Annotated in this window: 23 protein-coding genes and 1 tRNA gene; 8 read left to right on the top strand and 16 right to left on the bottom strand. The window is 46.2% G+C overall.

Annotated elements, in window-relative coordinates; genetic code table 11:
* Window positions 1-39: 39 nt before the first annotated feature.
* The 3 genes from PKF022_RS08885 to PKF022_RS08875 form a co-directional block, all read right to left on the bottom strand.
* A tRNA-Gln gene (locus tag PKF022_RS08885) sits at window positions 40-116 on the bottom strand.
* Between the two features lie 5 nt (window positions 117-121).
* Window positions 122-997 (bottom strand): 4-(cytidine 5'-diphospho)-2-C-methyl-D-erythritol kinase, encoded by an 876-nt coding sequence (gene ispE / locus PKF022_RS08880; protein WP_281777493.1) that lies wholly within the window; start codon window positions 995-997, stop codon window positions 122-124.
* Window positions 998-1,011: 14 nt separating this feature from the next.
* Window positions 1,012-2,499, bottom strand: a complete 1,488-nt coding sequence (locus tag PKF022_RS08875) for a lipoprotein insertase outer membrane protein LolB (protein WP_281776657.1) — start codon at window positions 2,497-2,499, stop codon at window positions 1,012-1,014.
* Between the two features lie 35 nt (window positions 2,500-2,534).
* Between PKF022_RS08875 and mutM the strand changes: the two genes are divergently transcribed.
* Together mutM and mutY are read left to right on the top strand one after the other, a co-directional pair.
* A complete protein-coding gene (gene mutM, locus PKF022_RS08870) occupies window positions 2,535-3,371 on the top strand; it encodes a bifunctional DNA-formamidopyrimidine glycosylase/DNA-(apurinic or apyrimidinic site) lyase (RefSeq protein WP_281776656.1) in 837 nt (278 codons plus the stop codon).
* Window positions 3,356-4,501: an A/G-specific adenine glycosylase gene (gene mutY / locus PKF022_RS08865; RefSeq protein ID WP_281776655.1), complete on the top strand. Its 1,146-nt coding sequence runs from the start codon at window positions 3,356-3,358 to the stop codon at window positions 4,499-4,501. The genes mutM and mutY overlap by 16 nt, the downstream gene beginning before the upstream one ends.
* Here the strand turns inward: mutY and rapZ are convergent.
* The 9 genes from rapZ to PKF022_RS08820 all read right to left on the bottom strand — a co-directional run bounded on the left by rapZ (window position 4,446) and on the right by PKF022_RS08820 (window position 10,907).
* On the bottom strand, window positions 4,446-5,336 hold the full coding sequence (gene rapZ, locus PKF022_RS08860; protein ID WP_281776654.1) for an RNase adapter RapZ: 891 nt from the start codon (window positions 5,334-5,336) through the stop codon (window positions 4,446-4,448). The genes mutY and rapZ overlap by 56 nt on opposite strands.
* A 3-nt stretch (window positions 5,337-5,339) precedes the next feature.
* Entirely contained in the window at window positions 5,340-6,326 is a 987-nt protein-coding gene (gene hprK, locus PKF022_RS08855) for an HPr(Ser) kinase/phosphatase (protein WP_216230927.1), read from the bottom strand.
* A complete protein-coding gene (locus PKF022_RS08850; RefSeq protein WP_281776653.1) occupies window positions 6,323-6,784 on the bottom strand; it encodes a PTS sugar transporter subunit IIA in 462 nt (153 codons plus the stop codon). The genes hprK and PKF022_RS08850 overlap by 4 nt, the downstream gene beginning before the upstream one ends.
* 33 nt (window positions 6,785-6,817) lie before the next feature.
* Window positions 6,818-7,141, bottom strand: a complete 324-nt coding sequence (raiA, locus tag PKF022_RS08845) for a ribosome-associated translation inhibitor RaiA (protein WP_068319625.1) — start codon at window positions 7,139-7,141, stop codon at window positions 6,818-6,820.
* A gap of 193 nt (window positions 7,142-7,334) precedes the next feature.
* On the bottom strand, window positions 7,335-8,102 hold the full coding sequence (gene lptB / locus PKF022_RS08840) for an LPS export ABC transporter ATP-binding protein (RefSeq protein WP_281776652.1): 768 nt from the start codon (window positions 8,100-8,102) through the stop codon (window positions 7,335-7,337).
* Entirely contained in the window at window positions 8,099-8,671 is a 573-nt protein-coding gene (gene lptA, locus PKF022_RS08835; RefSeq protein WP_281776651.1) for a lipopolysaccharide transport periplasmic protein LptA, read from the bottom strand. Before lptA ends, lptB begins: the two co-directional genes overlap by 4 nt.
* A 1-nt stretch (window position 8,672) precedes the next feature.
* Window positions 8,673-9,314: an LPS export ABC transporter periplasmic protein LptC gene (gene lptC, locus PKF022_RS08830; RefSeq protein WP_281776650.1), complete on the bottom strand. Its 642-nt coding sequence runs from the start codon at window positions 9,312-9,314 to the stop codon at window positions 8,673-8,675.
* Window positions 9,315-9,317: 3 nt separating this feature from the next.
* Window positions 9,318-9,890, bottom strand: coding sequence for an HAD hydrolase family protein (locus tag PKF022_RS08825; RefSeq protein WP_281776649.1), 573 nt, complete (start codon window positions 9,888-9,890; stop codon window positions 9,318-9,320).
* A 24-nt stretch (window positions 9,891-9,914) separates the two neighbouring features.
* Window positions 9,915-10,907, bottom strand: coding sequence for a KpsF/GutQ family sugar-phosphate isomerase (locus PKF022_RS08820; protein WP_281776648.1), 993 nt, complete (start codon window positions 10,905-10,907; stop codon window positions 9,915-9,917).
* 11 nt (window positions 10,908-10,918) lie between these two features.
* On the opposite strand from PKF022_RS08820, the gene PKF022_RS08815 reads away from it, so the two are divergent.
* Complete coding sequence (locus PKF022_RS08815; protein ID WP_281776647.1) at window positions 10,919-12,901, top strand: monovalent cation:proton antiporter family protein; 1,983 nt, start codon at window positions 10,919-10,921, stop codon at window positions 12,899-12,901.
* Window positions 12,902-12,915: 14 nt separating this feature from the next.
* Here the strand turns inward: PKF022_RS08815 and uvrA are convergent, their stop codons facing one another.
* Complete coding sequence (uvrA, locus tag PKF022_RS08810) at window positions 12,916-15,807, bottom strand: excinuclease ABC subunit UvrA (protein ID WP_281776646.1); 2,892 nt, start codon at window positions 15,805-15,807, stop codon at window positions 12,916-12,918.
* A gap of 37 nt (window positions 15,808-15,844) precedes the next feature.
* Between uvrA and PKF022_RS08805 the strand changes: the two genes are divergently transcribed.
* On the top strand, window positions 15,845-17,029 hold the full coding sequence (locus tag PKF022_RS08805; RefSeq protein WP_281776645.1) for an MFS transporter: 1,185 nt from the start codon (window positions 15,845-15,847) through the stop codon (window positions 17,027-17,029).
* An 80-nt stretch (window positions 17,030-17,109) separates the two neighbouring features.
* Complete coding sequence (ssb, locus tag PKF022_RS08800) at window positions 17,110-17,565, top strand: single-stranded DNA-binding protein (protein ID WP_281776644.1); 456 nt, start codon at window positions 17,110-17,112, stop codon at window positions 17,563-17,565.
* A 101-nt stretch (window positions 17,566-17,666) separates the two neighbouring features.
* Here the strand turns inward: ssb and queF are convergent, their stop codons facing one another.
* Genes queF through ilvA form a run of 3 tightly spaced genes read right to left on the bottom strand, consistent with a single transcriptional unit; the run spans window position 17,667 to window position 20,942 of the window.
* Window positions 17,667-18,494, bottom strand: coding sequence for an NADPH-dependent 7-cyano-7-deazaguanine reductase QueF (gene queF, locus PKF022_RS08795; RefSeq protein WP_281776643.1), 828 nt, complete (start codon window positions 18,492-18,494; stop codon window positions 17,667-17,669).
* Between the two features lie 8 nt (window positions 18,495-18,502).
* The gene (locus PKF022_RS08790; protein WP_281776642.1) at window positions 18,503-19,411 is read right to left on the bottom strand and encodes a 5'-nucleotidase; all 909 of its coding nucleotides are present in this window, start codon (window positions 19,409-19,411) and stop codon (window positions 18,503-18,505) included.
* A gap of 10 nt (window positions 19,412-19,421) precedes the next feature.
* The gene (gene ilvA, locus PKF022_RS08785; RefSeq protein ID WP_281776641.1) at window positions 19,422-20,942 is read right to left on the bottom strand and encodes a threonine ammonia-lyase, biosynthetic; all 1,521 of its coding nucleotides are present in this window, start codon (window positions 20,940-20,942) and stop codon (window positions 19,422-19,424) included.
* Window positions 20,943-21,076: 134 nt separating this feature from the next.
* Here ilvA and PKF022_RS08780 point away from each other — a divergent pair, with 134 nt between their 5' ends.
* From PKF022_RS08780 to ubiE, 3 genes are read left to right on the top strand one after another with little or no spacing between them, the layout of a single operon-like run.
* Window positions 21,077-24,916, top strand: a complete 3,840-nt coding sequence (locus PKF022_RS08780) for an FAD/FMN-binding oxidoreductase (RefSeq protein ID WP_281776640.1) — start codon at window positions 21,077-21,079, stop codon at window positions 24,914-24,916.
* Window positions 24,916-25,314 (top strand): DUF971 domain-containing protein, encoded by a 399-nt coding sequence (locus PKF022_RS08775; protein WP_281776639.1) that lies wholly within the window; start codon window positions 24,916-24,918, stop codon window positions 25,312-25,314. Before PKF022_RS08780 ends, PKF022_RS08775 begins: the two co-directional genes overlap by 1 nt.
* The gene (gene ubiE, locus PKF022_RS08770) at window positions 25,314-26,057 is read left to right on the top strand and encodes a bifunctional demethylmenaquinone methyltransferase/2-methoxy-6-polyprenyl-1,4-benzoquinol methylase UbiE (RefSeq protein WP_281776638.1); all 744 of its coding nucleotides are present in this window, start codon (window positions 25,314-25,316) and stop codon (window positions 26,055-26,057) included. The genes PKF022_RS08775 and ubiE overlap by 1 nt, the downstream gene beginning before the upstream one ends.
* Window positions 26,058-26,104: the final 47 nt, after the last annotated feature.

Here is a 26,104-nt window from a genome sequence, read left to right as displayed (position 1 = left end):
GTGGGGTCAAAAGGTTTTCTTTGTCGTTTCTACAGTCTTTGGCAGGGGAAGAAGGATTCGAACCTTCGCATGCTGGAATCAAAATCCAGTGCCTTAACCAGCTTGGCGATTCCCCTACAGGTCAATCTGAAGAAATCAAATTGTAAGCGGGATTTTTATTTAGCCCCCGAACAACCCGACCTACCCACCCTTTAGGAAGATTTTGAAGAAGATTTTCTAGTTTTGCGGTGTCAGTCCTAGAGTCTAAAACTGTAAAAACGCTACTACCAGAACCAGACATTCGGGGCTGTGAGCCCGGTACTGCCTGGGTAATCCAATCCAAAGCTTGCTTCACTTCTGGGCAAATCCGCATCGCTACCGCCTGGCAATCGTTCGATTGGTACAACAATGGCGATGCAAGAAAGCCATCAATTGTAATCTGAGCATGATCTCGGGTCAATTCCGGGTCTTGAAAAATGCTAGCGGTTGCAATTGCCTGACTGGGGAAGACGACCAAAAAATGAGGGGTTTCAAGGGAAACTTCTTGAATTTTCTCCCCAACACCTTCAACAAAGGCATTTTTGCCAAAAATAAAGAATGGGACATCCGCTCCTAGCTTTAAGCCTAAGGAGCAAAGCATTTCCTTTGATAGGTTGAGATTCCATAAAGCATCCAGCCCAATCAATGTACTTGCCGCATCGGAGGAGCCGCCTCCCATGCCTGCACCCATCGGAATTTCTTTTTGTAGATCAATCTCTACTCCACCTTCAAACTTACAAAAATCTTTCAGCAAGTTTGCGGCGCGCACTACTAAATCTTGTTCGGGTGCAACTCCAGGAATGGGATTTACTCGGCGCACTTCATTTTCAGGAATGCGTTTTAAGTGGAGCGTGTCACACCAGTCGATGAGTTGAAAGACGGATTGAAGTAGGTGATAACCATCTTCTCTGCGCCCAACAATATGTAAAAAAAGATTGAGCTTAGCTGGCGAGCGAATAGATAAAGAATTGAGACTCACCATATTCTTCTTGCTTAATCATTCGGTCTGTCAAATACAAGACGAATATCAATTGAACCAATATTCGAGCTGCGTGTCATAGTGAGTTTCTCTAGGCGACCGGTATTGCTCCATGTATAGACTAAGTCCCAGCCATCCTGACTAATTTTATTCACCTGGCCATTAGCATTTCTATCAACGCTCGCTTCACTACCGGCACGCACCTCACCCCTTAACCAGTTTGACAGCCCCCGTGCTGGGAGTGGCAGTCCCAGTGTGTTTTGCACCAAGGTATCTGCATCTACTGCTGTTACTACCTTGCCATCACTCTCCAAGCTTGCTTCACCTGGCCTGATAATTATTTTTGCAATAGATCCACCCATAGGATTGCGTATCTCTAAGGTATCTATTAGTGCGTCTTGGGTTAAGGTAAAACCACCAGAACCACCTTGATTTTGAGCCTCTGTTAAGCCTATTACTTTGACGGCGAAGCGCCCGTCCCATGCACCCTTGGCAGCTTGATCATCCCTTGTCCAATCAGGTTTAAAACGTTTTAAGGTTTCTTTCAGGGTTGGATTATTGGCATCCAATTTTTGACCTTGTCGCCACATCTCTTCTGCTTCAGTATGGCGATTCATGACCCACAGTACTTCACCAACATGAGCCGCAATATCTGCCTCTGGTTTCATAGCAAATGCTTGCTGTAGTTGCTCTAATGCAAGTGTGTTTTTCCCAAGACGAAAATTCACCCAACCTAGACTATCTAAAATAAAACTGTCTTTCGGAGACAGTTGGTGTGCTTTGCTGATGAGTGCAAATGCTTCCGGTAGCTTCTCGTTCCGATCCGCCAAAGAATATCCAAGAGCGTTTAATGTATTCGCATCATTTGGATTTTTGCGCAGAATATCGCGCAAGGTTTTTTCCATTACATCAATGCGTCCCGCTTTCTCGGCAGACATAGCGTAGGTGTACAGCAAGCCTGGATCTTTGGGGGCTATTTTGACGGTGGAGGCAATTTCATAAAAGGCGCGTAGCGCTTCAGACTCATCTTTTGCTTTAGCAAGCAATGCTTGTAACTGCAAGAGAGTATTTTCTTGTTGAGCAGGAGTTTGTTGGCGTAGCAAAGCAATCGCTGGCTTGACGGCATCTGACCAACGATTGCTGAGGATCAGCAGAGTCACCAATACTTCTTTGGGTTTTGTTTCTGAGGCTGGAGATAGCTCATCCCAGGTCTTAGCTGCCTGCATAGCTAAATCTGGAGATCCACCCGCAATGGCTATTTCCATTGCTCTTTGAGCCAGCCTTGGGTCTTTATATTGGCGCGCCATCTCCAGATAGGTGTTGTAAGCCAAGCCAGCCTCGCCCCGCTGAAGGGCAATTTCGGAGGCAAGCACCTCAAAGATCGCTTCGCCCGTTTGCAATCCATTTGGCTGTGGCTGTGCGTAGACGTGTGAAACGACTCCACTAGTCAAGGCTGCCAGGAATAAACCCTTTAATAAAGGTCTTAGTGCAAATTTAATCATAAGCACATTCTAATCCGCGAATCTACAATCCATTTATGCCAGAACTTCCAGAAGTAGAAGTTACCCGATTAGGAATCGCACCCCACCTTGAGGGTCGCAAAGTCACCGCCGTCAAAATTATTGATGGGCGCTTGCGTTGGCCCGTGCCTACCAGTCTAGTCAAAACCTTGCCTGGGCAAAAGATCAGCAATATAGAGCGGCGCGGCAAGTATCTTTTATTGGAAATGGATACAGGTTACTTACTGATTCATTTAGGCATGACGGGAACCTTGAGAGTGTTACCAAGTTCAGAATCTCTGAAGACGCATGATCGCGTAACACTGGAGTTTGGTAAGTTGAGCTTGCGTTTGCATGATCCCCGAAAATTTGGGGCTGTTTTATGGCACCCAAAAACTAAAGGCCCCATTGAAAAATTTACGCTTTTGCAAAAGCTGGGCGTTGAGCCATTTTCTGAAGAGTTTTCAGGTGAATTGGGTACGGAGATTTTGTATAAAGCATCGCGTAAGCGTAGCGTTGCAGTCAAACAATTTCTTTTAGCGGGGCAAGCTGTTGTTGGTGTTGGTAATATTTATTGCTCTGAAAGTTTATTTGAGGCCGGCATACATCCTACTAAGGCAGCAGGCAAGCTGACTAGACCGCAATGCTCTCGTCTTGCAAAGGCCGTCCGATTAATACTGAAAAAAGCCATTGATGCAGGCGGCAGCTCATTAAAAGATTTTGTCAATAGTGATGGTGATCCCGGACATTTCATGGTGCAAACCAAAGTCTATGATCGCAAGGGCTTGCCATGCAAGGTATGCAAAACACCCATTAGTCAGATAGTGCAGGGTCAGCGCTCAACCTACTTTTGTTCTCAATGTCAAAAACGCTGATCAATACCTTTGCTCCCAAGTTAATTGCTTGGCATGGGGTCAGTGGACGTTCGGGCTTGCCCTGGCAAGGCAATCGAGATCCATATGCAGTTTGGATCTCAGAAATTATGTTGCAACAAACTCAGGTTGCTACAGTACTTGAGCGCTACCCACGTTTTATGAAGCGCTTTCCAATGGTTAAAAAATTAGCTGCTGCAGATATTGATGAAGTTTTAGCAGAATGGGCTGGTTTAGGTTATTACTCTCGCGCTAGAAATTTACATTCATGTGCGCAGCAAGTCATGGCTGAATTTGGGGGCAAGTTTCCCAGTGATCCCGTTTTGCTTGAGCAATTAAAAGGAATTGGACGCTCTACAGCTGGTGCGATCGCAGCTTTTGCTTTTCATGAGCGCGCGCCGATTTTGGATGCAAATGTCAAACGCATCCTGGCGCGCTTATTTGCGGTGGATGTAGCTATTCAAGATAAGTTAGTAAATGATCGACTTTGGAAGCTGTCTGCAGACTTGCTACCAATAAAGCCTGCTGATATGCCGGTGTATACGCAGGCCTTAATGGACTTCGGAGCTACTTGGTGCACATCGCGCAAACCGGTCTGTTTAGGCTCTGAAAAAAAATGCCCATTCGCAAAAGACTGTCAGGCTAATCTAAGTGATCAGGTACTTTTACTGCCTCAGAAAGCCAAGAAGACAAAATCCCCTGAATTTGATTGCAATATGTTGTTGATACGTTCAGGCAATTCAGTTTTGTTGCAAAAGCGCCCCAGCAAAGCGATATGGGGCGGCCTCTGGTCTTTACCTGAGTCACCATGGGTGGCGAAGGTGCAGAGCGCCAAAGACGTTAATTTAAGCCCACAAGATTTACTGAAAGCTGCATTGCCACAAGAAAGCATTGCGACCATTGCAAAGGCTTGTAAATCTTTTGTAAAGCTAGATGAGATAAAGCATGTCTTTACCCATAGGCGTTTATGGATGCATATATGGCAAGCAAGCTGCTCAAAGGAATTGCCGTTTGCAAATCCAGATCTAAAGTGGGTATCCTTAAGTCAGTTAGGGCGCTATGGCCTACCGCAGCCAATTAAGGTTTTGCTGCAGGAATTGAGTCTAGTTCGCGGTGGCGATCTAAAAAATTAAGCTGCAAGTTACTAAAGTCTTTTTGATTTCTAAAGTGCTCACTTAAGCGGTTGACTAAATAGACCGAACGATGTTGACCCCCAGTACAGCCAATAGCCACCGTTAAATAACTGCGTCCGTCAGCAATGTAATGAGGTAGCCAGCGGTGAATGAATTGTGTGATGTCCGCTTCCATGTTTACTACCTCTGGAATTTTCTCTAAGAATTCTTTTACAGGTTTATCATTGCCAGTCAGCGGCCTTAGAACTTTGTCATAGTGGGGGTTTGGTAGGCAGCGCACATCAAAAACAAGATCTGCCTCGCTAGGAACACCTTTTTTAAAGCCAAACGATTCAAACACCACAGTGAGACCGACGGGCTTGTCTTTGAGTAGGTCCTGAATCCAGGAGCGCAGCGCATGAGCAGGAATGTTGCTGGTATCAATGCTATGGGCTTGGGCGCGCAAGGGCTCTAGCAGGTTACGTTCTTTATCAATTGCCTCGATAAGCGTTGCGGATTGGGACTGCTTGGCATTGGTTGATAAGGGGTGGCGACGGCGAGTTTCTGAAAAGCGCTGAACCAAAGTATTGGTGTCTGCATTTAGAAAAACAACTCGGACCTGATGATTTTTGCGTAAATTCTCAAGAGTGGATGGCAGGTCAGCAATAGATTGTCCGCGACGCGCATCTATCGCAACTGCAACTCGTTCGCACTGCTCTTTTTCTAGAGTGGTGATGAGATTATCTAAAAGAGAAACAGGAAGGTTGTCGACGCAGTCATAGCCCGCATCTTCAAACGCCCTCAGGGCTACTGATTTACCTGAGCCTGAGATTCCGGTAATCAGATTAATTTGCATAACTTAAAGTAAGCGGCCCTGTGACTTAATGGAGTCTGCCTCAGCATTCATCTGCAGGCGTTGGCGCTCAATAAATTCTTTTAAGGTATCAATGCCACGCAATTGCAAAATCGTATTACGCACAGCAGCTTCAACGAGTACGGCTAAGTTGCGGCCAGCTGCAACTTGAATTTTGACGGTGCGGATTGGAATGCCCAAGACATCAATATGTTGAGCTTCGAGAGGTAGGCGTTCGAATTCACCATCAGTTCTGCGTACAAGCTGAACAATTAGGCGCAGTTTTAATTTGCGACGAACGGCTGTTTCACCGAAGATCGTACGGATATCCAATAAACCCAATCCACGAACTTCGAGTAAGTTACGCAAGATAACGGGGCAGCGACCCTCAATGTAATCAGGTCCAAGCCGCGCAAAGTCCACTGCATCATCGGCAACCAGGCCATGGCCACGTGAGATCAACTCAAGACCCAATTCACTCTTGCCAAGACCGGATTCACCAGTGAGGAGGACGCCTAGGCCTAAGATGTCCATAAAGACACCATGCATCGTTATTTGAGGCGCACCAATTTTGGTTAAGTAAGTGCGCAAATGATCAATCACCTCGGCTGCAGAAATTGCAGTAGTAAACAAAGGTGTTGAGGAGCGCTGGCAGAAAAGTTGCAAGTCAGGATCTGCACTCTTGCCATCAGCTACGATGACACAAGGTGGTGTCTTAGAAATTAAGCTCGCAATTTGATCTTGTCTTTGTTTTGGCTCCAGGACAGCGTGATAGTCGACTTCCTGTTCCCCAAAGATTTGAATACGGCTTGGGTGAATTAGGTTTAAATGGCCTACCAAGTCTGAACTCGCAGCAGCGGCCTTTACGGCCTCCGGTGGAAAAGTGCGGTCAGCACCTTCAAGGCCACCAATCCAAGATAGTTTTAAATCCGAAACATTGTCATCAAAAATCTGCTGAGCGGTTACGCCGTCTAGGAGTAATGGCTGAGTCATTTTGCCGTGCCCCAGCGCTGGAGAAGGTCACAAACTGTTGAGGAGTCTGATGATGAAAGCAATGTCTGGCGTGCATCCGCATCAGAGAGCAGTTGAGCAATTGAGGATAGGATTTCTAAATGTTGTTGTGTGGCTTTTTCAGGCACCAATAAAAAAATCAAGATTGATACTGCCTCGCCATCTGGGGCTGCAAACTCAATTGGGTTTTGTAGTCGCATAAATGCGGCGCTCGGCAGCTTCAGTCCTTTAACTCGTCCGTGAGGAATGGCTACACCAGCACCTAAGGCGGTAGATCCTAAAGCTTCACGGGCATTAAGGAATTCGACTACAGAATTTGCATCGATACCTGTTTGCTTGGCAAATAGATCTCCAGCGGCTGCAAATGCATCAGCCCTGCTTTTAGCGGGAACATCTAATGCAATGCAGTCGGGAGTAAAAAGATGGGTCAGGGCATTCATGTGAATTGATTATAGGTGTCCTGACGCAATAGATCACTCAAAATGCTTTTCGTGATGGTGATCCTGGATTTTTTCTTTGTGTTTGACAACCTGACGCTCAAGTTTATCAACCACTGCATCCATGGCGTGGTAGAGATCGGCATTGTGTGCTTCAGCGAACAAATCCTTCCCCTTTAGGTGAATAGTGATTTCGGCGCTTTGACGAAGATCCTTTTCTTTGGCCTTGTCTACTATCAGGAAGGCGGAGGCATCAATCACATGGTCAAAGTGCTTACGAATTTTGGCTAGCCCTGCCTCAAGGTGTGAACGCATTGCGGGTGTAACTTCTACATGACGGCTATTAATTTTTAAATTCATTAGCAACTCCTTGTAAAGACACTATTGATGCATGCGCATACTGATGCCTGGGGTGCGCAGCAGGCCCCTGAATTTTTTGAGCTGTTTTTTTTGGAAAAATAAACCATGAGCCTCCAGCGTATCAGCGAATTTGCTGAAAACCAAGAGGGTGGAGCAATTTTTATTACTTAAAAAGGGGGAAGCCTTACTGGGCTTACATCCGGAAGTTTTCGCCTAGATAGACTCTTCTAACGGCATCGTTCTGAATGATCTGGTCTGGTTTCCCTTCGGCTAACACGCTGCCTTCACTGATGATGTAAGCGTGGTCGCAGATGCCTAGGGTTTCACGGACATTGTGGTCGGTAATCAGAACCCCAATTTCACGATCTCTCAAGAAGCGCACAATTCGTTGAATTTCCCCAACAGCAATAGGGTCAACGCCGGCAAAGGGCTCATCTAGCAGGATAAATTTAGGCTGGGAAGCTAGAGCCCTAGCAATTTCCACGCGTCTACGCTCGCCACCTGACAGGGAGAGGGCTGGGTTATTGCGAAGATGGCTAATCTGGAGTTCGCCCAATAGCTCATCTAGGCGGCTAGCAATCTCGGCTTTACTAAGGGGTTTGCCACCTTGAACTTGCAGTTCAAGGACGGCTTGGATATTTTCAGCGACGTTGAGCTTTCTGAATACAGAAGCTTCCTGCGGCAAATAAGAAAGACCCATTCGGGCTCTTTCGTGAATCGGTAGGTGCGTGATATCGGCACCATCTAAAACAATATTTCCGCCGTCTAATGGGACAAGGCCAACAATCATGTAGAAAGAGGTTGTTTTGCCTGCTCCATTAGGGCCAAGCAACCCTACTACTTCGCCACACTTGACTTGAACAGACACATCGCGAACCACGGTTCTTGAGCCATAACGTTTTTGAAGGTTATGGGCGCTGAGAGTAGGCACATTACTGGCTTGGGTTAAATCCGATGTCATTTCTCTAGTGTTGCTTTTCGTCTTGGTGAAAGGATTGCTCTTGCTAAGGGTAGATCTTCCGGCTTTGCATCTTTGGGGGGAATGACTCGATAGTACTGCTTTACATCATCGTACTCAATTTTCCAGCCCTTTAATTGATCGAGCATTTGCATATTGAGTAAGCGTTTCAAGGTAGCATCACCAGTGATTGTTAGAAACTCTGTTTTGGCATCATAAGTAACCTGGGTGCCGCGCCCTTGCATGAACTCATCTGCAGGTCCTTCGCGACGCTGTCTAAAGCTGGCTACTTCATTCGGACTACCGATGACATCAACAAATTCATAACCTTGAGGGTCGACTGTAATGTGCCCATCTTCACCAGTAACAATAATGCTGCCTTTGATTAGAAGGACTTGACCATTGAGGTCGTATATTTGCTTAACGTCGTTTACGGAAACCTTCTCTGCTTCCAGAATGACGGGCTTATCTTGGTCTGCTTTTTCGGCATTGGCTAGATTTGTCATGGAGAGTCCCAAGACAAAACAGCCCAATACAGAAGTGCGAGCTAGCAAGTAATTTAATGGCGGCATTTTATGGGTTGCTCCGCGGGGCGCGCTCAATGCGCCCTTTCACTTGACCACTCAGCGCCATGCTTTGTTCAATATTGTTAAATATTCCACCATCGGTCGAGTGCATGATCGACATCCCTTGCTCCAAGGTAATCGGACGATTTGTTTCAATAATGTCGTCGTTGATTAGTACTTTGAAGTAGCTTGAGCTGGCTTGCATTCTTAGGGTAGCTGGCTGTGTAGCTGTGGCTTCTTGGGCGGGGCGAAAAATAGAGGCGTTGTCGTACAAGTCCAAAATAGTGAGGTCGCCATCAAGATGTCCGGTATCGGATTTAACAGTAACTGGCGCCTTTTGGGGTTGAAATAAGCGCATACGGGGCGTGAGGATGTCGATCGATGCATCGTCATCATAGTGCGTAACTTTGACGCCCAGGATTCGATATTTAGTACTGCCTAATTCATTTAAAGCGGATAGCGCGCCATTTTTAATTGTGTAGTCGGGCTCATGAAGGCGTACGCGTTCTAAAGGGGATTTTTCTGGTGGGGTATTCTTTTTCACTAACCAAAAAGTAGCCAGCGTTAGTGCTCCCATCAAAATCAATGGCAAGAGTCGCAATAAGGTGCGACCAATGCCTAGCTTGATTTTTTGGGTATTCAGTTGCATTGCCTAGTTACGAGCCTTAGTGAGCAATTCTTCGTAGCGATTCTGCGCCTTGAGAATCAGATCACATACTTCACGAACAGCACTATTGCCTCCGTTGCGGGTAGTAACTAAGTGCGCAAATTCTTTAACTGCTTCATGACCTTGTGCTGGGCAAATTCTTAAGCCAGCCTGCTTCATCATTTGCATGTCTGGCCAGTCATCACCCATGACGGCGCAATCTGCCGCAGCAAGCCCCAGAGATTTAGTCACCTCTGCCAATGCAATTGCTTTGTTATCAACACCCATATGTACATGTTTAATTCCGAGTTCTTCGCAGCGCGCTAGAACCATTTTGGAATTTCTGCCGGTGATGATGGCGGTTGGAATGCCGCATTGCTCTAGTAGCTTTATTCCTAATCCATCTTGTATATCAAAAGCTTTTAAGGATTCTTTGCCATCTGCGCCAATCCAAACTTGACCATTCGTGAGGACACCATCTACATCCAGAACCAAGAGCTTCACTTTGCCTGCGCGCTCCCAGGCTTGTGGGTATTGGGCTAAAGGGTTGGTATTGTGAGTATTAAAAGCGCTAGGCATGAATGTGTTCGATTACTAAATAAGTTAAATCACTTTGGCTGCAAATAAATCATGCAGATTTAGGGCGCCTAGTAAGTGGCCATTGTTGTCGGTAACAACTAAATGGTTAATGCGGTGCTTTTCCATCATTTCGATCGCTTCTTCCGCCAACAATTCTGCTGGAATAGTGCGCGGATCCGCAGTGGTTACACTTTCCAGTTTGATGCCATCCAGATTGGTTGTCTTTTCCAATAAGCGACGTAAGTCGCCATCAGTCAAGATGCCAAATACTTTTTGTTTGTCATCCAAGATGACCACCATGCCCATCCGTTTTGCCGTCATCTCTAACAGAGCTTCTTGCAGTGAAGCGTTAATAGAAATCTTCGGTGTGTCCGCAAGATTGCGCATCACTTCACTCACATGCATAAGCTGCTTGCGGCCTAGTCTGCCACCTGGATGAGACCGAATGAAATCTTCAGCTTCAAATCCTCTGGCGTCAAGTAAAGCAACTGCTAAAGCATCACCCATTGCTAATGCTGCAGTAGTGCTAGTAGTGGGCGCAAGATTTAAGGGACAAGCTTCTTTTTCAACACTGGTATCTAAGTGAGCATCTGCCAATTTGGCAAGCGAAGAATTTGGTGCGCCAGTCAGAGCAATGAGTTTTGCGCCGGTGCGCTTCACAATCGGCACGATGGTCAGAAGTTCGTCCGTCTCACCAGAATTGGAAAGTGCTACAAAAACATCGTCTCTAGTCACCATGCCTAGATCACCATGACTGGCTTCAGCAGGGTGTACAAAAAAGGCAGGGGAGCCAGTAGATGCAAAGGTGGCGGCAATTTTGCGGGCGATATGGCCGGATTTACCAATTCCGGACACCACGATTCGGCCTTTGCAGCCGTGTAAAAGTTCAACCGCCAACACAAGGGCGTCAGCATTGACACCTTTCAGGCGGTCGCGCATTGTTTGCAGTGCAGCAGCCTCAATAGTGAGGGTGTCGCGAGCAAGCTTTAGGGTACGTTCACGAGTCTTAGCTATCATCGAGTAAGTATATGCCGTCAGTCCTTCAATTAACTCTCATTCTCCTGGCCTCGGGTGTGGCCGGAGTAGTTATTTTCCGCTATTTTGGCTTGCCCCCTATTTTGGGCTATTTAGCCATTGGCGTGTTGATTGGCCCTCATGCCTTTGGTTTGGCAAACGACTCAGCCACGGTCAAGTATTTAGCTGAATTTGGGGTGGTTTTCTTGATGTTCTCGATCGGTCTGGAATTTAACCTCCATAAATTACGGGCAATGAGAACTATCGTATTTGGCCTGGGTGGCAGCCAAGTCATTCTGACAATGTTGTTAGCGATACCCGCTAGCTTATTAATCAATTGGATTTATCCTATTTCATGGCATGCCGCTATTGCTTTGGGCGGCGCATTGGCGATGTCTTCAACAGCGATCGTGACCAAATTGATTTCAGATCGCGCCGAAATAGAAACCGAACATGGTCGTAATGTTGTTGGTATTTTGTTATTCCAAGATTTGGCAGTTGTTTTTCTTTTGATCTTATTGCCATCACTTGGCAAGAATCCTTCAGACTTATTTGTTGCGCTGACAACGGCCTCAATCAAAATCACCATTGCTTTGGTGTTAATTTTCTTCATTGGCCAAACGCTCATGAGTCGCTGGTTTAGGTTGGTTGCCAAACTGCGTTCACAAGAATTATTTATGCTCAATCTGTTATTGATTGTGCTGGGTATGGCCGGATTAACTGAGCACTTTGGCTTGTCTCTGGCGCTCGGAGCATTCTTGGCAGGCATGTTGATTTCTGAAACACCTTATCGTCATCAGGTGGAAGAAGATGTCAAACCATTCCGCGATGTCTTGCTAGGGCTCTTCTTTATTACGATTGGCATGTTACTTGATTTCAATGTGATTCGTGAGCAATGGTTGCTGGTTTTAGTTTTGCTAATTGGCCCCTTGCTCTTTAAGTTCGGCCTAATTGCTTTGCTGTCTAGGGCATTTGGTTCAAGCCCTGGCATCTCGATTAGAACGGGTTTGTGTTTGGCTCAGGCTGGTGAATTCGGTTTCGTGTTACTCAACCAAATTGATGGTTTAGATTTGATTGATCCCACCTTGAGTCAAGCAGTATTAGCAGCCATGTTGATCTCGATGTTCTGCGCACCATTTCTAATTGAATATAGCGATCGCATTGCAATGCGCTTCTCTAGTAACGAATGGCTCTTGCAATCTCTTGCATTGACACGTGTTGCCTCTAAAAGCGTCCGCAATGAAAATCATGTTGTGATTTGTGGGTTTGGACGTTCGGGTCAAAGCTTGGCACGCATGCTAGACCAAGAAAAAATTCCATACATTGCTTTAGATTTAGATCCTGATCGCGTTAAAGAAGCTGCGGCAGCTGGTGACAATGTAGTTTATGGAGATGCAAGCCGTGAAAATTATTTAGTGGCTGCAGGCCTTTCCAGAGCTAAGGCAGTTGTGATTACCTATGCGGATACTGCCGCAAGTATGCGCGTTCTACGTCAAGTAGAACACTTGCGCCCAGGGATGACTGTGTTGGTGCGCACTAGAGATGATGCGGATATTGCCAAGTTGCAGGCGGCCGGCGCAACAGAGGTGGTTCCAGAGCTTATTGAAGGTAGTTTGATGATTGCCTCACATGTTCTGCTGATCATGGGTGTGCCCATGCGTAAGGTAGTTCGACGCATCACCACAGCACGTGAAGAGCGCTATAGCTTATTGAGAGGGTACTTCCGAGGTTCTGCAGACGATGATTTTGGCTCGAACGAGTCTTGGCGCTTACATGCGATTACGTTATTGCCGCACTCACAGGCGATTGGTAAAACCTTGGGCCAGCTTTGCCTAGAAGATGATGGTGTCAATGTCCAGGCAGTGCGTCGCAAAGGTCAAAATGCTGATTATGTGAAGTTAGAGCCTAACCCTGACTTACAACTTCAGGCAAATGATATTTTGGTGATCTCAGGTAATTCAGAAGCAACGGATTTAGCTGAAGCTAAATTACTCTGAGATCTGACAGCGATTTACTTTTTCTTTTTGCTCGCTACAGGTGTTTTGCGCGTTAGTAATGGTGCTAAGTAGTGGCCTGTAAAACTCAATTCATTTTTGACCACATCTTCTGGCGTACCGGTGGCAATGATCTGTCCACCGCCAGCGCCACCCTTAGGCCCTAAGTCAATAATCCAATCAGCAGTCTTAATGACATCAAGGTTGTGCTCAATGATGACAATTGTGTTGCCTTGTTTCTTGAGTGTTTGGATCACGGTTAGCAATAACTGAATATCATGAAAATGCAATCCGGTGGTTGGTTCATCCAAGATATACAGGGTTCTGCCGGTGTCGCGTTTAGAAAGCTCTAGAGATAGTTTGACGCGTTGCGCTTCGCCACCAGATAAGGTGGTTGCACTTTGCCCAAGCTTCACATATCCCAAACCAACATCAAGCAGTGTTTTGAGTTTGCGTTTAACCACCGGCACCGCTTCAAAGAACTCATGAGCTTGTTCGATGGTCATCGATAATACTTCATGAATATTCTTGCCTTTGTAGCGAATATCTAAAGTCTCACGGTTATAGCGTTTGCCATGACATACATCACATGGAACGTAGACGTCTGGCAAGAAATGCATTTCTACTTTGAGAACGCCGTCGCCTTCGCAAGAATCGCAGCGACCACCTTTCACGTTAAAGGAGAAACGACCCGCCTCATATCCGCGTTCGCGTGCAGCAGGAACGCCCGCAAAGAGCTCCCTTATCGGAGTAAATAGTCCGGTGTAGGTCGCCGGGTTAGAGCGTGGGGTTCTACCGATCGGAGATTGATCAACGCTAATCACCTTATCAAAATGCTCTAAACCTTTGATCGCATCATGTGCTGCTGGCTCTGCATTAGATCCGTATAGATGCTGGGCTACAGCATGATGTAAGGTGTCATTAATTAAGGTGGATTTACCAGATCCTGATACCCCGGTAACGCAGGTTAATAAGCCAACGGGAATCTTTGCATGAACCGATTGCAAATTATTACCGCGTGCACCGATGATTTCTAAGAAACGATCATTTACTGGGATACGTTTTTCTGGAACCGCGATTGCTTCGCGACCTGAGAGGTAGGCGCCAGTTAGAGAGTTTGTGTTTGCCTCCACTTCTGCCGGAGTGCCTTGAGCAACAATTTCACCGCCATGAACGCCAGCGCCTGGGCCAATGTCAATCACCCAGTCAGAGGCACGAATCATATCTTCATCATGCTCAACTACCAAGACGCTATTACCTAAATCACGTAAGTGCTTGAGGGTGCCAATCAGTCGATCGTTATCGCGTTGATGCAATCCAATAGATGGCTCATCTAAAACATACATCACACCTGTTAAGCCAGAGCCGATTTGACTTGCTAGGCGGATACGCTGGGCTTCACCGCCTGAGAGAGTATCGGCACTACGCTCAAGAGAAAGGTAATCAAGACCAACGTCATTTAAGAAGCGCAGACGGGCACTAATCTCCTTAACAATCTTATCGGCGATTTCTCGTTTAGCACCTTTAAGTTCAAGCGCCTCAAAATATTCTTTCGCTTCTTTTAGTGGAAGTGCACTGATTTCATAAATAGCGCGCGATTGTTTTTTCTCACCTACTTTTACAAATCGTGCTTCTTTGCGTAAACGACTACCGTTACATTCTGGGCAGGTTTGCACATTTTGATAACGCGACAATTCTTCGCGGACTGTCATTGAATCTGTTTCGCGATAGCGTCTTTCGAAGTTGGCAACAATTCCTTCGAAAGCATGTTCACGAATACTATTTTTACCGCGCTCGTTGATGTACTCAAAAGGAATGGTGACATCGCCAGAGCCCAACAGAATCAAGTCCTGCTGTTTCTTGTTTAGTGTTTCAAATGGTTTTTCTACATCGAAGCCGCCATGCTTAGCCAATGTCTGCAGTAGCTTGAAATAGAACTGATTGCGGCGATCCCAGCCTTTAATGGCTCCTGATGCCAGCGATAAATCGGGATGAGCAACAATTCTTTTTGGATCAAAGAAGGACTGGTGGCCAAGGCCGTCACACGATGGACAGGCGCCCATCGGATTATTAAAGGAGAAGAGGCGAGGCTCTAATTCTTGCAATGAATATGAACATACTGGGCAAGCAAACTTACTCGAGAAAATCATCTCTTTGCCTGAATCCATATCCACGATCATGGCTTTGCCATCTGCTAAACGAAGCGCTGTCTCAAAAGACTCCGCTAAACGTTGCTGAATATCGGGGCGCACTTTGATGCGATCAACCACCACTTCAATTGAGTGCTTATCGTTTTTCTTCAGTGTTGGTAGTTGATCAACTTCAAAGATCTCTGCCTTAGCAGCGTTAGCTGTACCGCCGCCAGAGCGAATACGAAAGCGCACAAAGCCTTGTGCCTGCAGGTCTTGGAAGAGGTCAACGAATTCGCCTTTACGCTCACTTACAACAGGAGCCAGAATCATCAACTTCGTATCTTCAGGCATCGACAACACGGTGTCGACCATTTGTGAAACGCTTTGTGCTTCCAAAGGAAGATCATGATCTGGGCAATGCGGCGTTCCAGCACGTGCAAATAACAAACGTAAGTAGTCATGAATTTCAGTGACGGTACCAACGGTTGAGCGCGGATTGTGGCTGGTCGCTTTTTGCTCAATCGAAATCGCTGGCGACAACCCTTCAATCGTGTCAACGTCTGGTTTTTCCATAAGTTGCAAAAACTGACGTGCGTAAGCCGAGAGAGACTCAACATATCGGCGCTGGCCCTCTGCATAAAGGGTGTCGAAAGCCAATGAGCTTTTGCCTGAACCGGATAAACCAGTGAGGACGACTAATTTCTCTCTAGGGATGTCTAGATTGATGTTTTTGAGGTTGTGGGTGCGGGCACCGCGGATCTTGATTTCGTTATTCATGATTTTTTAGCGTAACTTGTTAATATAGCTCTTTCCCATGAATCCTTCTGAACTTCGCTCCACTCTGGCCTTAGCAGGCATCTTTGGCCTCCGTATGTTGGGCTTATTTCTGCTATTACCCATCTTCAGCATTCATGCGCGAGGCTTGCCGGGTGGTGAGCATGCCCTTTGGGTGGGCTTGACTCTCGGGATATTCAATATTGTTCAGGCTTGTTTTTATATCCCTCTAGGCCGCTTATCGGACCGAATTGGGCGTAAACCGGTAGTTTTATGGGGGCTATCCTTATTTGTGGCTGGCGCCCTGATCTGTGCTGCAAAGGATGATTTGCTGTGGATCGCGATTGGCCGTGGAATTATGGGTGCGGGGGCAGTCTCTGCCGCTATTTCAGCCTGGGTGGCTGATTTAACCCGCGAGCAAGTTCGCACCCGAGCAATGGCCTTAGTTGGCGGTAGCATTGCTCTGTCCTTTGCATTGTCATTAGTGATTGCAGCACCGATTTATCGTGCGATTAGCCTGAGCGGAATTTTTATTGTTCTGGCAGTGTTGGGCGTTATTGCGATGTTCGTCACTTACTACGTCTTGCCAACAAGCAAACCAGAAGCAAAAGTTCAACAAGCTTCTTTAAAAGAGGTTTTCTGTCGCCCAGAGTTGATGCGTTTAAATCTCGGCGTATTTGTATTACATGCCACTCAAGTTGCTATGTTCTTGGTAGTACCAAGGCTTTTGGTACAAGCAGGTTTACCACTTTCTTCGCACTGGGAAATTTATCTTCCTGTAGTACTGCTCTCATTTGTCTTCATGGCGCCTGCAATTATTTATGGCGAGAAGAGGCAGAAATTAAGGACGGTATTGTTAGTAGCGATTGTTTTGTTATTGATTGCTGAAACAGTATTCACTCAAGCTACTTCAGTCATGTCTATTGCGACTGCACTACTTATTTATTTTGTTGGCTTTAATTTGCTGGAGGCTTTGCAACCATCCTTGGTATCTCGCTTTGCCAAAGAATCCAAAGGCACAGCCTTAGGCGTTTACAACACCACGCAATCGATTGGCCTATTCACAGGCGCTGCCATTGGCGGCTATTTAATGGATAGCCATGGTGATTTATCAGTCTTTGCGCTGGGGGCAGCGCTCTTGGTTTGCTGGCTTATAATTGCTTGGTCGATGGGTGAAATGCCAACGAGAGCAGCAGAATCAAAGGATGTAGCCACAAAGACATAACCGCAGCTTCATCAATTTAATTAAAGCGAGCAGTTTATTTTTAGTAGTAATAACAGCAGTATTTTTCTTCGGGAGACAACATGGCTTCGGTAAATAAAGTCATCATCGTAGGTAACGTAGGACGCGATCCAGAAACTCGTTACATGCCAAGCGGCGACGCCGTTACAAATATTTCAGTAGCTACATCTGATCGCTACAAAGACAAGCAAACTGGCGAAATGAAAGAAACCACAGAATGGCACCGCGTTGCATTCTTTGGCAAGCTTGCAGAAATCGCTGGGCAGTACCTCAAAAAAGGTTCACAGGTTTATGTTGAAGGTCGTTTGCGTACTCGTAAATGGACTGACGCTAGTGGTCAAGAAAAGTATTCCACTGAGATCGTTGCAGAAACAATGCAAATGCTCGGTGGTAAGCCAGTTGGTGGCAGTGGTGATGGTGGCGAAAGCTACAGCCGCTCAAAGCCGGCTGAGCAGTCTACTCCAGCAGCCTCAAATGCTGCATCACTAGGTGCAATGGACGACGATATTCCGTTTTAAGCAAGATCAACTAATGCGGTCAATGCCGCAATAGCAAAAACCCCTTCTAGGATTTCCTACAAGGGGTTTTTAATTACCTACTTTTTAAGTATTAACTACTTTTACTGTCTTGCATGCCGAATGTTTTCAGGCCATGGAGAATTGTGATCAGTGCGGAATGGGTTGATATCTAAACCGCCGCGTCTTGTATATCGCGCATACACAGACAACTTCTCTGGTTTGCATTGACGCTTGATATCCGTAAAGATAGTTTCTACGCAATGCTCATGAAACTCACCTAATTGCCTGAAGCCAATGAGATAGCGCAATAAACCTTCTTCCAGAATTGGTCTGCCTTGATAGCGAATTTGTACGCTTGCCCAATCTGGTTGGCCTGTCACAGGACAATTAGATTTAAGCAGGTGCGAAACAAGGCACTGCTCAATTGGGCCAAAAGATTCATTCACGTCCAGTAGGCTTGGGTCTGCGGGTAGGTTTGGATCAATTTCAATATCCAGGCGATCCATCAAGATGCCACCCATTTCTTGCATCCCTTTTTTGGAGATGGCTTCCGTAGGGTTGATGCGAGTAGTGATCTTGCTGCCGGCCACCGTTGATAGATCAGTGATTAGACGCTCCTTAACTTCATTCTCATCTTCAAAGCGTGCGCTATTAAGGCTATTGAGATACAGCTTGAATGATTTGGACTCAATCATATTTGGTGAGTCGGCCGGAATCTGAAACTCCGCCACTGCAATCTGTGGCTTTCCTTTTTTATTGAGCCAGCTCAGTTCAAATGCATTCCAAATATCTACCCCAACAAATGGCAACGCCTGATTTTCTTTGATGCCAAGTTTCTTGCGATTCTCTATTCTTGGAATGGGAAAGAGTAGGGTTGGATCATACTGATCTGGGTATTGGGTTGATTGCCCGAGTGGAAGCGTTGCCATGAGTAATTTTATTTCTTAGGCTTGTTAGATACGCCCGATACAACATGGCCTGTTGGTGCAACAGATGCAGCAGACTGGCAGTGACCAGTTTGATCGTCAAAGAAGAAGTCTGGTTCAAATTCTCTTAAGAACTCACTCTTCGAGAGGCCACCTAAGAACATTGCTTCATCAACATCAATACCCCATGCCATCAAGGTGCGAATGGCACGTTCGTGCGCAGGCGCAGAACGCGCAGTTACCAATGCAGTGCGAATGCGCATACCGTTTTCACTGGTAGAGCGCTGCAGTCTGTGGAGTGCTTCGAGCAAGGGTTTGAATGGGCCTGGAGGCAAGGGAATATCAACCTTTTTGCTCTCATGATCAACAAAGGCCTCAAGTCCTTTATTCTGAAACACTTGTTCAGCTTCATCTGAAAAGAGTACCGCGTCACCGTCAAAGGCAATACGGATTTCATTTGGGTGAGACTCCGCAGTTTTGCTGGATTCTGGATATACACGTGCTGCCGGAAAACCAGCATCAATTGTTGCGCGTACATCATCTTCATTTGCAGACAAGAACAGGTTAGCGTGTAGTGAGCGCAGGTAATGATACGGAGGTCGACCTCTTGTAAATACACCACGTTCAAGATGTAAACCATGATGCTCTGCAGATCGGAAGACACGCAAGCCGCTAACGGGATCATTGCGGGAAAGAATTACCACTTCAACGCGCTGCTCACCCTCTTCATTAAAGGCGAGTAGTTTCTTAACCAATGGAAAGGCAACCCCTTTTTGGGCTGCTTCACTCAGACGCTCAAGCTGTAGCTTCATATAAGCGCTGTCATCGGTAGATTCAAAGATACGGTTTTCTTCCTCAAAATCAAACAGGGCGCGCGAGGAGATTGCGACGACAAGTTTTCCGGTGAGCGTGTATGACATGGATTAATTCTTATTTCAGAAATAAGCGATACGCAGGATTATTGCTCTCATCCCAATGTGGATAGCCTAATGTTGCCAAGAAGCTTTGGAATTTCTTTTGCTCATTCTTAGGAACCTGAAGTCCAACCAAAATGCGTCCATAGTCAGCCCCATGGTTACGGTAATGGAATAGGCTGATATTCCAGTTCGGTGCCATGCTAGTTAAAAACTTCATCAAAGCACCAGGACGCTCTGGGAATTCAAAACGATAAAGCAATTCATCTTTAGCAAGTGCAGAATGTCCGCCCACCATATGGCGCAAATGTGACTTGGCCAACTCATCGTGAGTTAAGTCGATTGTTGCGAATTTTGCCTTGCGGAAATGCTTTGCAATTGTTTCGCTATCACCAGACTTTTGTGTACTAATGCCTACAAAAATATGCGCTTCGCTTTGATCACCAATGCGATAGTTAAATTCAGTTACATTGCGTTTGCCAAGCAATTCACAGAAGCGTTTGAAGGAGCCGCGCTCCTCAGGAATTGTCACTGCAAATACGGCTTCGCGAAACTCGCCAACGTCTGCGCGTTCAGCTACAAAGCGCAGGCGGCTAAAGTTCATATTAGCCCCGCAAGCCACAGCCACCAAGGTTTTCTTCTTGATGCGTTTTTTCTCAACATACTTCTTCATGCCAGCAATAGCAAGCGCGCCAGCGGGCTCAAGAATGCTGCGAGTGTCAGTAAAGACATCATTAATCGCTGCACAGATTTCATCTGTATCAACAGTGATAATTTCATCGACTACTTTTTTACAAATGCGGAATGTTTCTTTGCCGACGAGTTTCACAGCAGTTCCGTCTGAGAACAAACCAACATCTTTCATCTCAATGCGCTTATTTGCTTTGAGCGATTGATTCATAGCATCTGAGTCTGAGGCTTGAACGCCAATTACTTTTGTCTTTGGACTAACTGCTTTGATGTATTCGCCAATACCTGCAATCAGGCCACCACCACCAATGGCTACAAATACTGCATCGATTGGTTTTTCATATTGGGTAAAAATTTCGTGGGCGATAGTTCCTTGGCCCGCAATGACGTCAGGATCATCGAAGGGGTGAACAAAAGTGAGGCCCCGTTTTTTACCTAAAACTTCAGAATGCTTGAAGGCATCGCTATAGGATTCGCCATGAAGGATGATTTCAACCCAAGATCCACCTCGAGCCTTTACCGCATCGATTTTGACGCTAGGCGTAGTCACTGGCATCACGATGACGGCTTTGCACTTCATTTTGGCTGCCGATAGGGCAACACCTTGGGCGTGATTGCCTGCAGAGGCCGCAATAACCCCGCGTTTTAAGGCCTCAGGGGGTAAATGGGCCATTTTGTTATAGGCGCCACGGAGTTTGAAAGAGAAAACCGGTTGGTTATCTTCCCTTTTTAGGAGAACCTGGTTGCCCAAACGCTTAGTCAGCTCTGGAGCGAGCTGAAGCTCAGTTTCCCTGGCCACGTCATAGACGCGAGCCGATAAAATTTTCTTTAAATAGTTCGTTGCCATCCAATGAGCGTACCACGGTTGGCTCCTAAGCCCTTAGATTTGCAAGGGTTTATCCATTTCAGGAGCAGCTTTCTCGGAATACTGCCAGTATCGGGATTGCTCTATTAAAATGCTTATTTATCAAATATGTCGCTATGAACGCCCCACTAGCTTTGAACCAGTTGTTGGACGCTGAGGCGGGTTCCCCCCGTCTGCGTGAAATTCCCTACAACTACACCTCCTTTTCCGATCGAGAGATTGTTATTCGCTTGTTGGGCGAGGAGTCATGGCGCGTTCTCAATGACTTGCGTGGCGTTCGCCGTACCGGTCGTTCTGCGCGGATGTTATTTGAAATCTTAGGTGATATTTGGGTGGTTCAACGTAATCCATTCTTGCAAGATGACTTGCTCGATAGCCCAAGTCGTCGCAAACAATTAATAGATGCGCTCTGGCATCGTTTGGGCGAAGTTAGGAAGCGCAACAGCGGTGATTCTGCTGATCAAGTGGAAATTTTATTAACTGCCGCCTATCGCGCAATTGAAAATTTTGAAAACGGATTTAAAGAAGTTGAAGTCATTCGTAAGCGTGCTCGCAAAGAGTTGGGCCGCCATACTGCGGCAGACAATATTTGTTTTGATGGCGTATCGCGTGCTGCTCACGTTACTGATGCGACCGATTGGCGTGTTGAGTTCCCGCTCGTTGTCTTAAAGCCTGATTACGAATCCGAAATTCCGGGTTTAGTAAAAGCTTGCGTTGAATTAGGCTTGACCATTATTCCTCGTGGGGGTGGCACTGGTTATACCGGCGGCGCTATTCCACTGTATGCAATGTCTGCGGTAATTAACACTGAGAAATTACAAGATATTGGTGGCGTCAAAGCGCAAAAGCTTCCTGGCCTTGACCGTGAAGTATCTACAATCTTTACTGGTGCTGGGGTCGTTACCCGTCGTGTCTCAGATGCTGCAGAGCATGCCGGTCTTGTGTTTGCGGTTGATCCTACCTCTGCGGATGCCAGCTGTATTGGCGGCAATATTGCGATGAATGCCGGCGGTAAAAAAGCAGTTCTCTGGGGCACTGCTTTAGATAACCTCGCTAGCTGGCGCATGGTTGATCCTCAAGGTAACTGGTTGGATGTTGAGCGTCTTGATCACAACATGGGCAAGATTCATGATGTGGCAATGGTGCGTTTCCAATTGACGTGGTCTGATGGAAACAGTGAGCCTGGTCAGCGCATTCTCAAAAAAGAATTATTAGAAGTTGAGGGCAAACGTTTTCGTAAAGAAGGTTTAGGAAAAGACGTTACTGATAAATTTTTATCAGGATTGCCTGGTGTGCAAAAAGAAGGTTGCGATGGTTTAATTACCAGTGCGACTTGGGTATTACATCGCATGCCAAAATTCATGCGAACTGTTTGCTTGGAGTTTTTTGGACAAGCACGCGAAGCAATTCCCAGTATTGTGGAAATCAAAGCTTATTTAGATGGTTTAAGCAAGCAAGGTGGCCCAATTCTGGCTGGTCTTGAGCATTTGGATGACCGCTATTTAAGAGCGGTTGGTTATTCGACCAAATCAAAGCGCAATAGCTTGCCTAAGATGGTATTGATTGGCGACATTGCTGGCGATGACGAAGAGGCTGTTGCCGCTGCAACGAGTGAAGTGGTGCGTATGGCCAACTTAAGGGTTGGCGAGGGCTTTGTTGCCGTTAGCGCAGAAGCACGTAAGAAGTTTTGGCTAGATCGCGCTCGTACAGCTGCGATTGCCCGTCATACCAACGCATTTAAGATTAATGAAGACGTCGTAATTCCTCTGCCACGTATGGGCGAATACACCGATGGCATTGATCGCATCAATATTGAACTCTCACTTAAAAACAAGCTGCAAGTACTCGATGGCCTTGAAGCGTTCTTGAAAAAGAGCGCCTTACCACTTGGTAAGAGTGATGCTGAGTATGAGATTCCAACAGCAGAAATCTTGGGTGATCGAGTTCAGCAAGCTTTGGAGTTAATTGCTAAGGTACGTACCCGTTGGGCTGATTGGCTCACGCAGATGGATGCGCATTTCCCGCAACTACAAAATTACAGCTTGCGTGCTTCCTGGAAAGAGGAAGTCCGTTCAGAGTTACGCATCATCTTTGGTGGTCTGGCGTTTGAGCCTATTCTCACTGAGTTGGAAGCCATTCATAAAAACATTTTGCGCAAGCGCGTGTTTGTGGCTTTGCATATGCATGCTGGTGACGGTAACGTTCACACTAATATTCCCGTGAACTCTGATGACTACGAGATGTTGCAAGATGCACATCGCGCTGTTGATCGCATCATGAAGTTAGCGCGCTCTTTGGACGGTGTGATTTCAGGTGAGCATGGCATTGGTATCACCAAGCTGGAATATTTAACTGAAGCCGAGCTCAAAGACTTTCGCAGTTATAAGAATCGCGTTGATCCAGAAGGCCGCTTTAACAAAGGCAAATTGATGCCACATGCTGATCTGAGCATGGCCTACACACCAAGCTTTGGTTTGATGGGTCATGAGTCAATCATCATGCAGCAAAGCGATATTGGCGCCATTGCGGATAGCGTGAAAGATTGTTTACGTTGCGGCAAGTGCAAGCCCGTGTGCTCTACACATGTGCCGCGTGCAAACCTGCTCTACAGTCCGCGCGATAAGATTCTGGCAACCTCATTATTAATTGAGGCCTTCTTGTATGAAGAGCAGACGCGACGTGGTGTTTCGATTCGTCATTGGGAAATGTTTGATGACGTAGCTGCACATTGCACGGTATGCCATAAATGTTTAACACCTTGCCCAGTGAAGATTGATTTTGGTGATGTAACCATGAATATGCGTAATTTATTGCGCAAGATGGGTCAGCAGCGCTTCAATCCAGGCACCGCTGCATCCATGTTCTTTCTCAATGCTACTAGCCCAGAAAGCATCCATCTTGCCCGTAAGATGATGATTGGCTGGGGTTATAAGTTACAGCGCTTGGGTAATGATCTCTTGCGTAAGTTTGCCAAGCAACAAACAGCCCATCCTCCTGCAACGGTAGGTAAGCCGAGCGTCAAAGAGCAGGTGATCTTCTTTGTCAATAAGAAGATGCCAGGCAATTTGCCCAAGAAAACTGCTCGTGCATTATTGGATATTGAAGACGCTAACTACGTGCCCATTATTCGCGATCCTAAAACGACTTCTGCAGATACTGAGGCTGTGTTTTATTTCCCAGGATGTGGATCTGAACGTTTGTTCTCACAAGTTGGTCTAGCTACTCAGGCTATGTTGTGGAATGTAGGCGTGCAAACGGTTTTACCTCCGGGCTACCTATGTTGTGGTTATCCACAACGTGGCAATGGCGATTTTGATAAAGCCGAGAAGATGATTACGGATAACCGCGTGTTATTCCATCGCGTTGCCAATACTTTGAATTACTTAGATATCAAGACGGTTGTTGTGTCATGTGGTACTTGTTATGACCAGTTGGCCGGCTATCAGTTCGAACAGATTTTCCCGGGCTGCCGAATTATTGATATTCATGAGTTCTTGGCCGAGAAGGGCGTGAAGCTCTCTGGAGTTACTGGTGTGAAGTATATGTATCACGATCCTTGCCACTCTCCAATGAAGTTGCAAGATCCTTTGAAGACAGTAAACGAGCTCATTCAGTTAGAAGATGGCAAAGCCATTGCTAAAAATGATCGTTGCTGCGGTGAGTCCGGAACTTTGGCCGTGACTCGTCCCGATATTTCTACGCAAGTTCGTTTCCGTAAGCAGATTGAAATGGAAAAGGGCGCTAATGATTTACGTAAAGATGATTTCACTGGTGAAGTTAAGGTGTTGACCAGCTGCCCATCCTGTTTGCAAGGCCTAACGCGTTTTGATGCGGATAGCGATACGACAGCGGATTACATCGTAGTAGAAATGGCTCAGAAATTATTGGGTAAAGATTGGATGCAGGATTACGTAACTAAAGCTAATCAAGGCGGTATTGAGAGGGTCCTCGTTTAATGATTCCAAGTAATATTGTTGTGCATCAACAGTCCAAGGTATTAGAGCTCTCGTACGAGAACGGCCAGATCTACAAACTACCTTTTGAGTTTCTAAGAGTGCTATCCCCCTCTGCTGAGGTTCAAGGTCACGGGCCTGGACAAGAAACGTTGCAGACTGGAAAGCGTGACGTATTGATTGCAAACATCGAGCCCGTTGGTCACTACGCCCTCAAGCCGAGTTTTTCTGATGGGCATGACTCAGGTTTGTATTCATGGGATTTTTTATATTTCTTGTGCGAAAACCAAGAGCAATTATGGAAAGAGCATTTAGATAAATTGGCTGCTGCAGGTCTTGATCGTGATGCGCCTATGGCGCAAGCAGGTCAGTCAGGCGGCCATTCTTGTGGAAGTCATTAATGAGTAAAACGCATTTTGGTTATCAAAGCGTTGACGAAGCTGAAAAGGCCGGTAAGGTCGCTGAAGTATTTCATTCGGTAGCTAGTAAATACGATGTGATGAATGACCTCATGTCATTTGGCTTACACCGTGTTTGGAAGAAAATTACGATTGCGCGCGCAAATGTTCGTCCAGGTCAAAAGGTTTTAGATATTGCAGGTGGAACTGGCGACTTAGCTGCAGCATTTGCAAAAGCAGCTGACTGGGGTCGCAACCCCGATGCTCAAGTTTGGCTAAGCGACATTAATGCCTCTATGTTAGGAGTTGGTCGCGATCGACTCCTGGATCGCGGAATGGCTTTGCCTTGTGTGCAGTTTGATGCGGAAAAGATTCCATTTCCCAATAATCATTTTGATGTGGTGACTGTCGCTTTTGGCTTGCGCAACATGACTCATAAAGATGTTGCATTGGGTGAAATGCATCGGGTAATAAAGCCGGGTGGCCGTGTATTGGTATTGGAGTTTTCTAAGCCAGATGCCTTTCTACAGCCGGTATATGACACCTACTCCTTTAAGGTTTTGCCATGGTTGGGCGAGAAGATTGCACAAGATTCAGAGAGCTACCGCTATTTGGCAGAATCCATTCGCATGCATCCAGATGCCCAAACCCTCAAAGAAATGATGTTAGGAGTGGGTTTTGATGAAGTGGAAACCCATAGGATGACTGGGGGTATCGTTGCCCTACATATTGGTATTAAATACTGATGGTTGTATAGTTTTTAAAGTCTTAAAAACTAAAGAAATTTAGCGGT

Source organism: Polynucleobacter sp. KF022, assembly GCF_027924105.1.
Taxonomy (GTDB): Bacteria; Pseudomonadota; Gammaproteobacteria; order Burkholderiales; family Burkholderiaceae; genus Polynucleobacter.
The sequence above is the reverse complement of the archived record's forward strand: the minus strand, read 5'-3'. Positions and strand labels throughout refer to the sequence as shown.

Bases quoted from the DNA above. Each gene is read 5' to 3' on its own strand.
- PKF022_RS08820 (WP_281776648.1), bottom strand. From the start codon at position 10,907: ATGATAGCTAAGACTCGTGAACGTACCCTAAAGCTTGCTCGCGACACC.
- PKF022_RS08780 (WP_281776640.1), top strand. From the start codon at position 21,077: ATGAACGCCCCACTAGCTTTGAACCAGTTGTTGGACGCTGAGGCGGGT.
- PKF022_RS08825 (WP_281776649.1), bottom strand. From the start codon at position 9,890: ATGCCTAGCGCTTTTAATACTCACAATACCAACCCTTTAGCCCAATAC.
- lptB (WP_281776652.1), bottom strand. From the start codon at position 8,102: ATGACATCGGATTTAACCCAAGCCAGTAATGTGCCTACTCTCAGCGCC.
- mutY (WP_281776655.1), top strand. From the start codon at position 3,356: ATGTCAAAAACGCTGATCAATACCTTTGCTCCCAAGTTAATTGCTTGG.
- queF (WP_281776643.1), bottom strand. From the start codon at position 18,494: ATGGCAACGCTTCCACTCGGGCAATCAACCCAATACCCAGATCAGTAT.
- lptC (WP_281776650.1), bottom strand. From the start codon at position 9,314: ATGCAACTGAATACCCAAAAAATCAAGCTAGGCATTGGTCGCACCTTA.
- PKF022_RS08775 (WP_281776639.1), top strand. From the start codon at position 24,916: ATGATTCCAAGTAATATTGTTGTGCATCAACAGTCCAAGGTATTAGAG.
- mutM (WP_281776656.1), top strand. From the start codon at position 2,535: ATGCCAGAACTTCCAGAAGTAGAAGTTACCCGATTAGGAATCGCACCC.
- ilvA (WP_281776641.1), bottom strand. From the start codon at position 20,942: ATGGCAACGAACTATTTAAAGAAAATTTTATCGGCTCGCGTCTATGAC.
- lptA (WP_281776651.1), bottom strand. From the start codon at position 8,671: ATGCCGCCATTAAATTACTTGCTAGCTCGCACTTCTGTATTGGGCTGT.
- PKF022_RS08850 (WP_281776653.1), bottom strand. From the start codon at position 6,784: ATGAATGCCCTGACCCATCTTTTTACTCCCGACTGCATTGCATTAGAT.
- PKF022_RS08805 (WP_281776645.1), top strand. From the start codon at position 15,845: ATGAATCCTTCTGAACTTCGCTCCACTCTGGCCTTAGCAGGCATCTTT.
- hprK (WP_216230927.1), bottom strand. From the start codon at position 6,326: ATGACTCAGCCATTACTCCTAGACGGCGTAACCGCTCAGCAGATTTTT.
- PKF022_RS08815 (WP_281776647.1), top strand. From the start codon at position 10,919: ATGCCGTCAGTCCTTCAATTAACTCTCATTCTCCTGGCCTCGGGTGTG.
- ubiE (WP_281776638.1), top strand. From the start codon at position 25,314: ATGAGTAAAACGCATTTTGGTTATCAAAGCGTTGACGAAGCTGAAAAG.
- raiA (WP_068319625.1), bottom strand. From the start codon at position 7,141: ATGAATTTAAAAATTAATAGCCGTCATGTAGAAGTTACACCCGCAATG.
- PKF022_RS08790 (WP_281776642.1), bottom strand. From the start codon at position 19,411: ATGTCATACACGCTCACCGGAAAACTTGTCGTCGCAATCTCCTCGCGC.
- ssb (WP_281776644.1), top strand. From the start codon at position 17,110: ATGGCTTCGGTAAATAAAGTCATCATCGTAGGTAACGTAGGACGCGAT.
- uvrA (WP_281776646.1), bottom strand. From the start codon at position 15,807: ATGAATAACGAAATCAAGATCCGCGGTGCCCGCACCCACAACCTCAAA.
- PKF022_RS08875 (WP_281776657.1), bottom strand. From the start codon at position 2,499: ATGATTAAATTTGCACTAAGACCTTTATTAAAGGGTTTATTCCTGGCA.
- rapZ (WP_281776654.1), bottom strand. From the start codon at position 5,336: ATGCAAATTAATCTGATTACCGGAATCTCAGGCTCAGGTAAATCAGTA.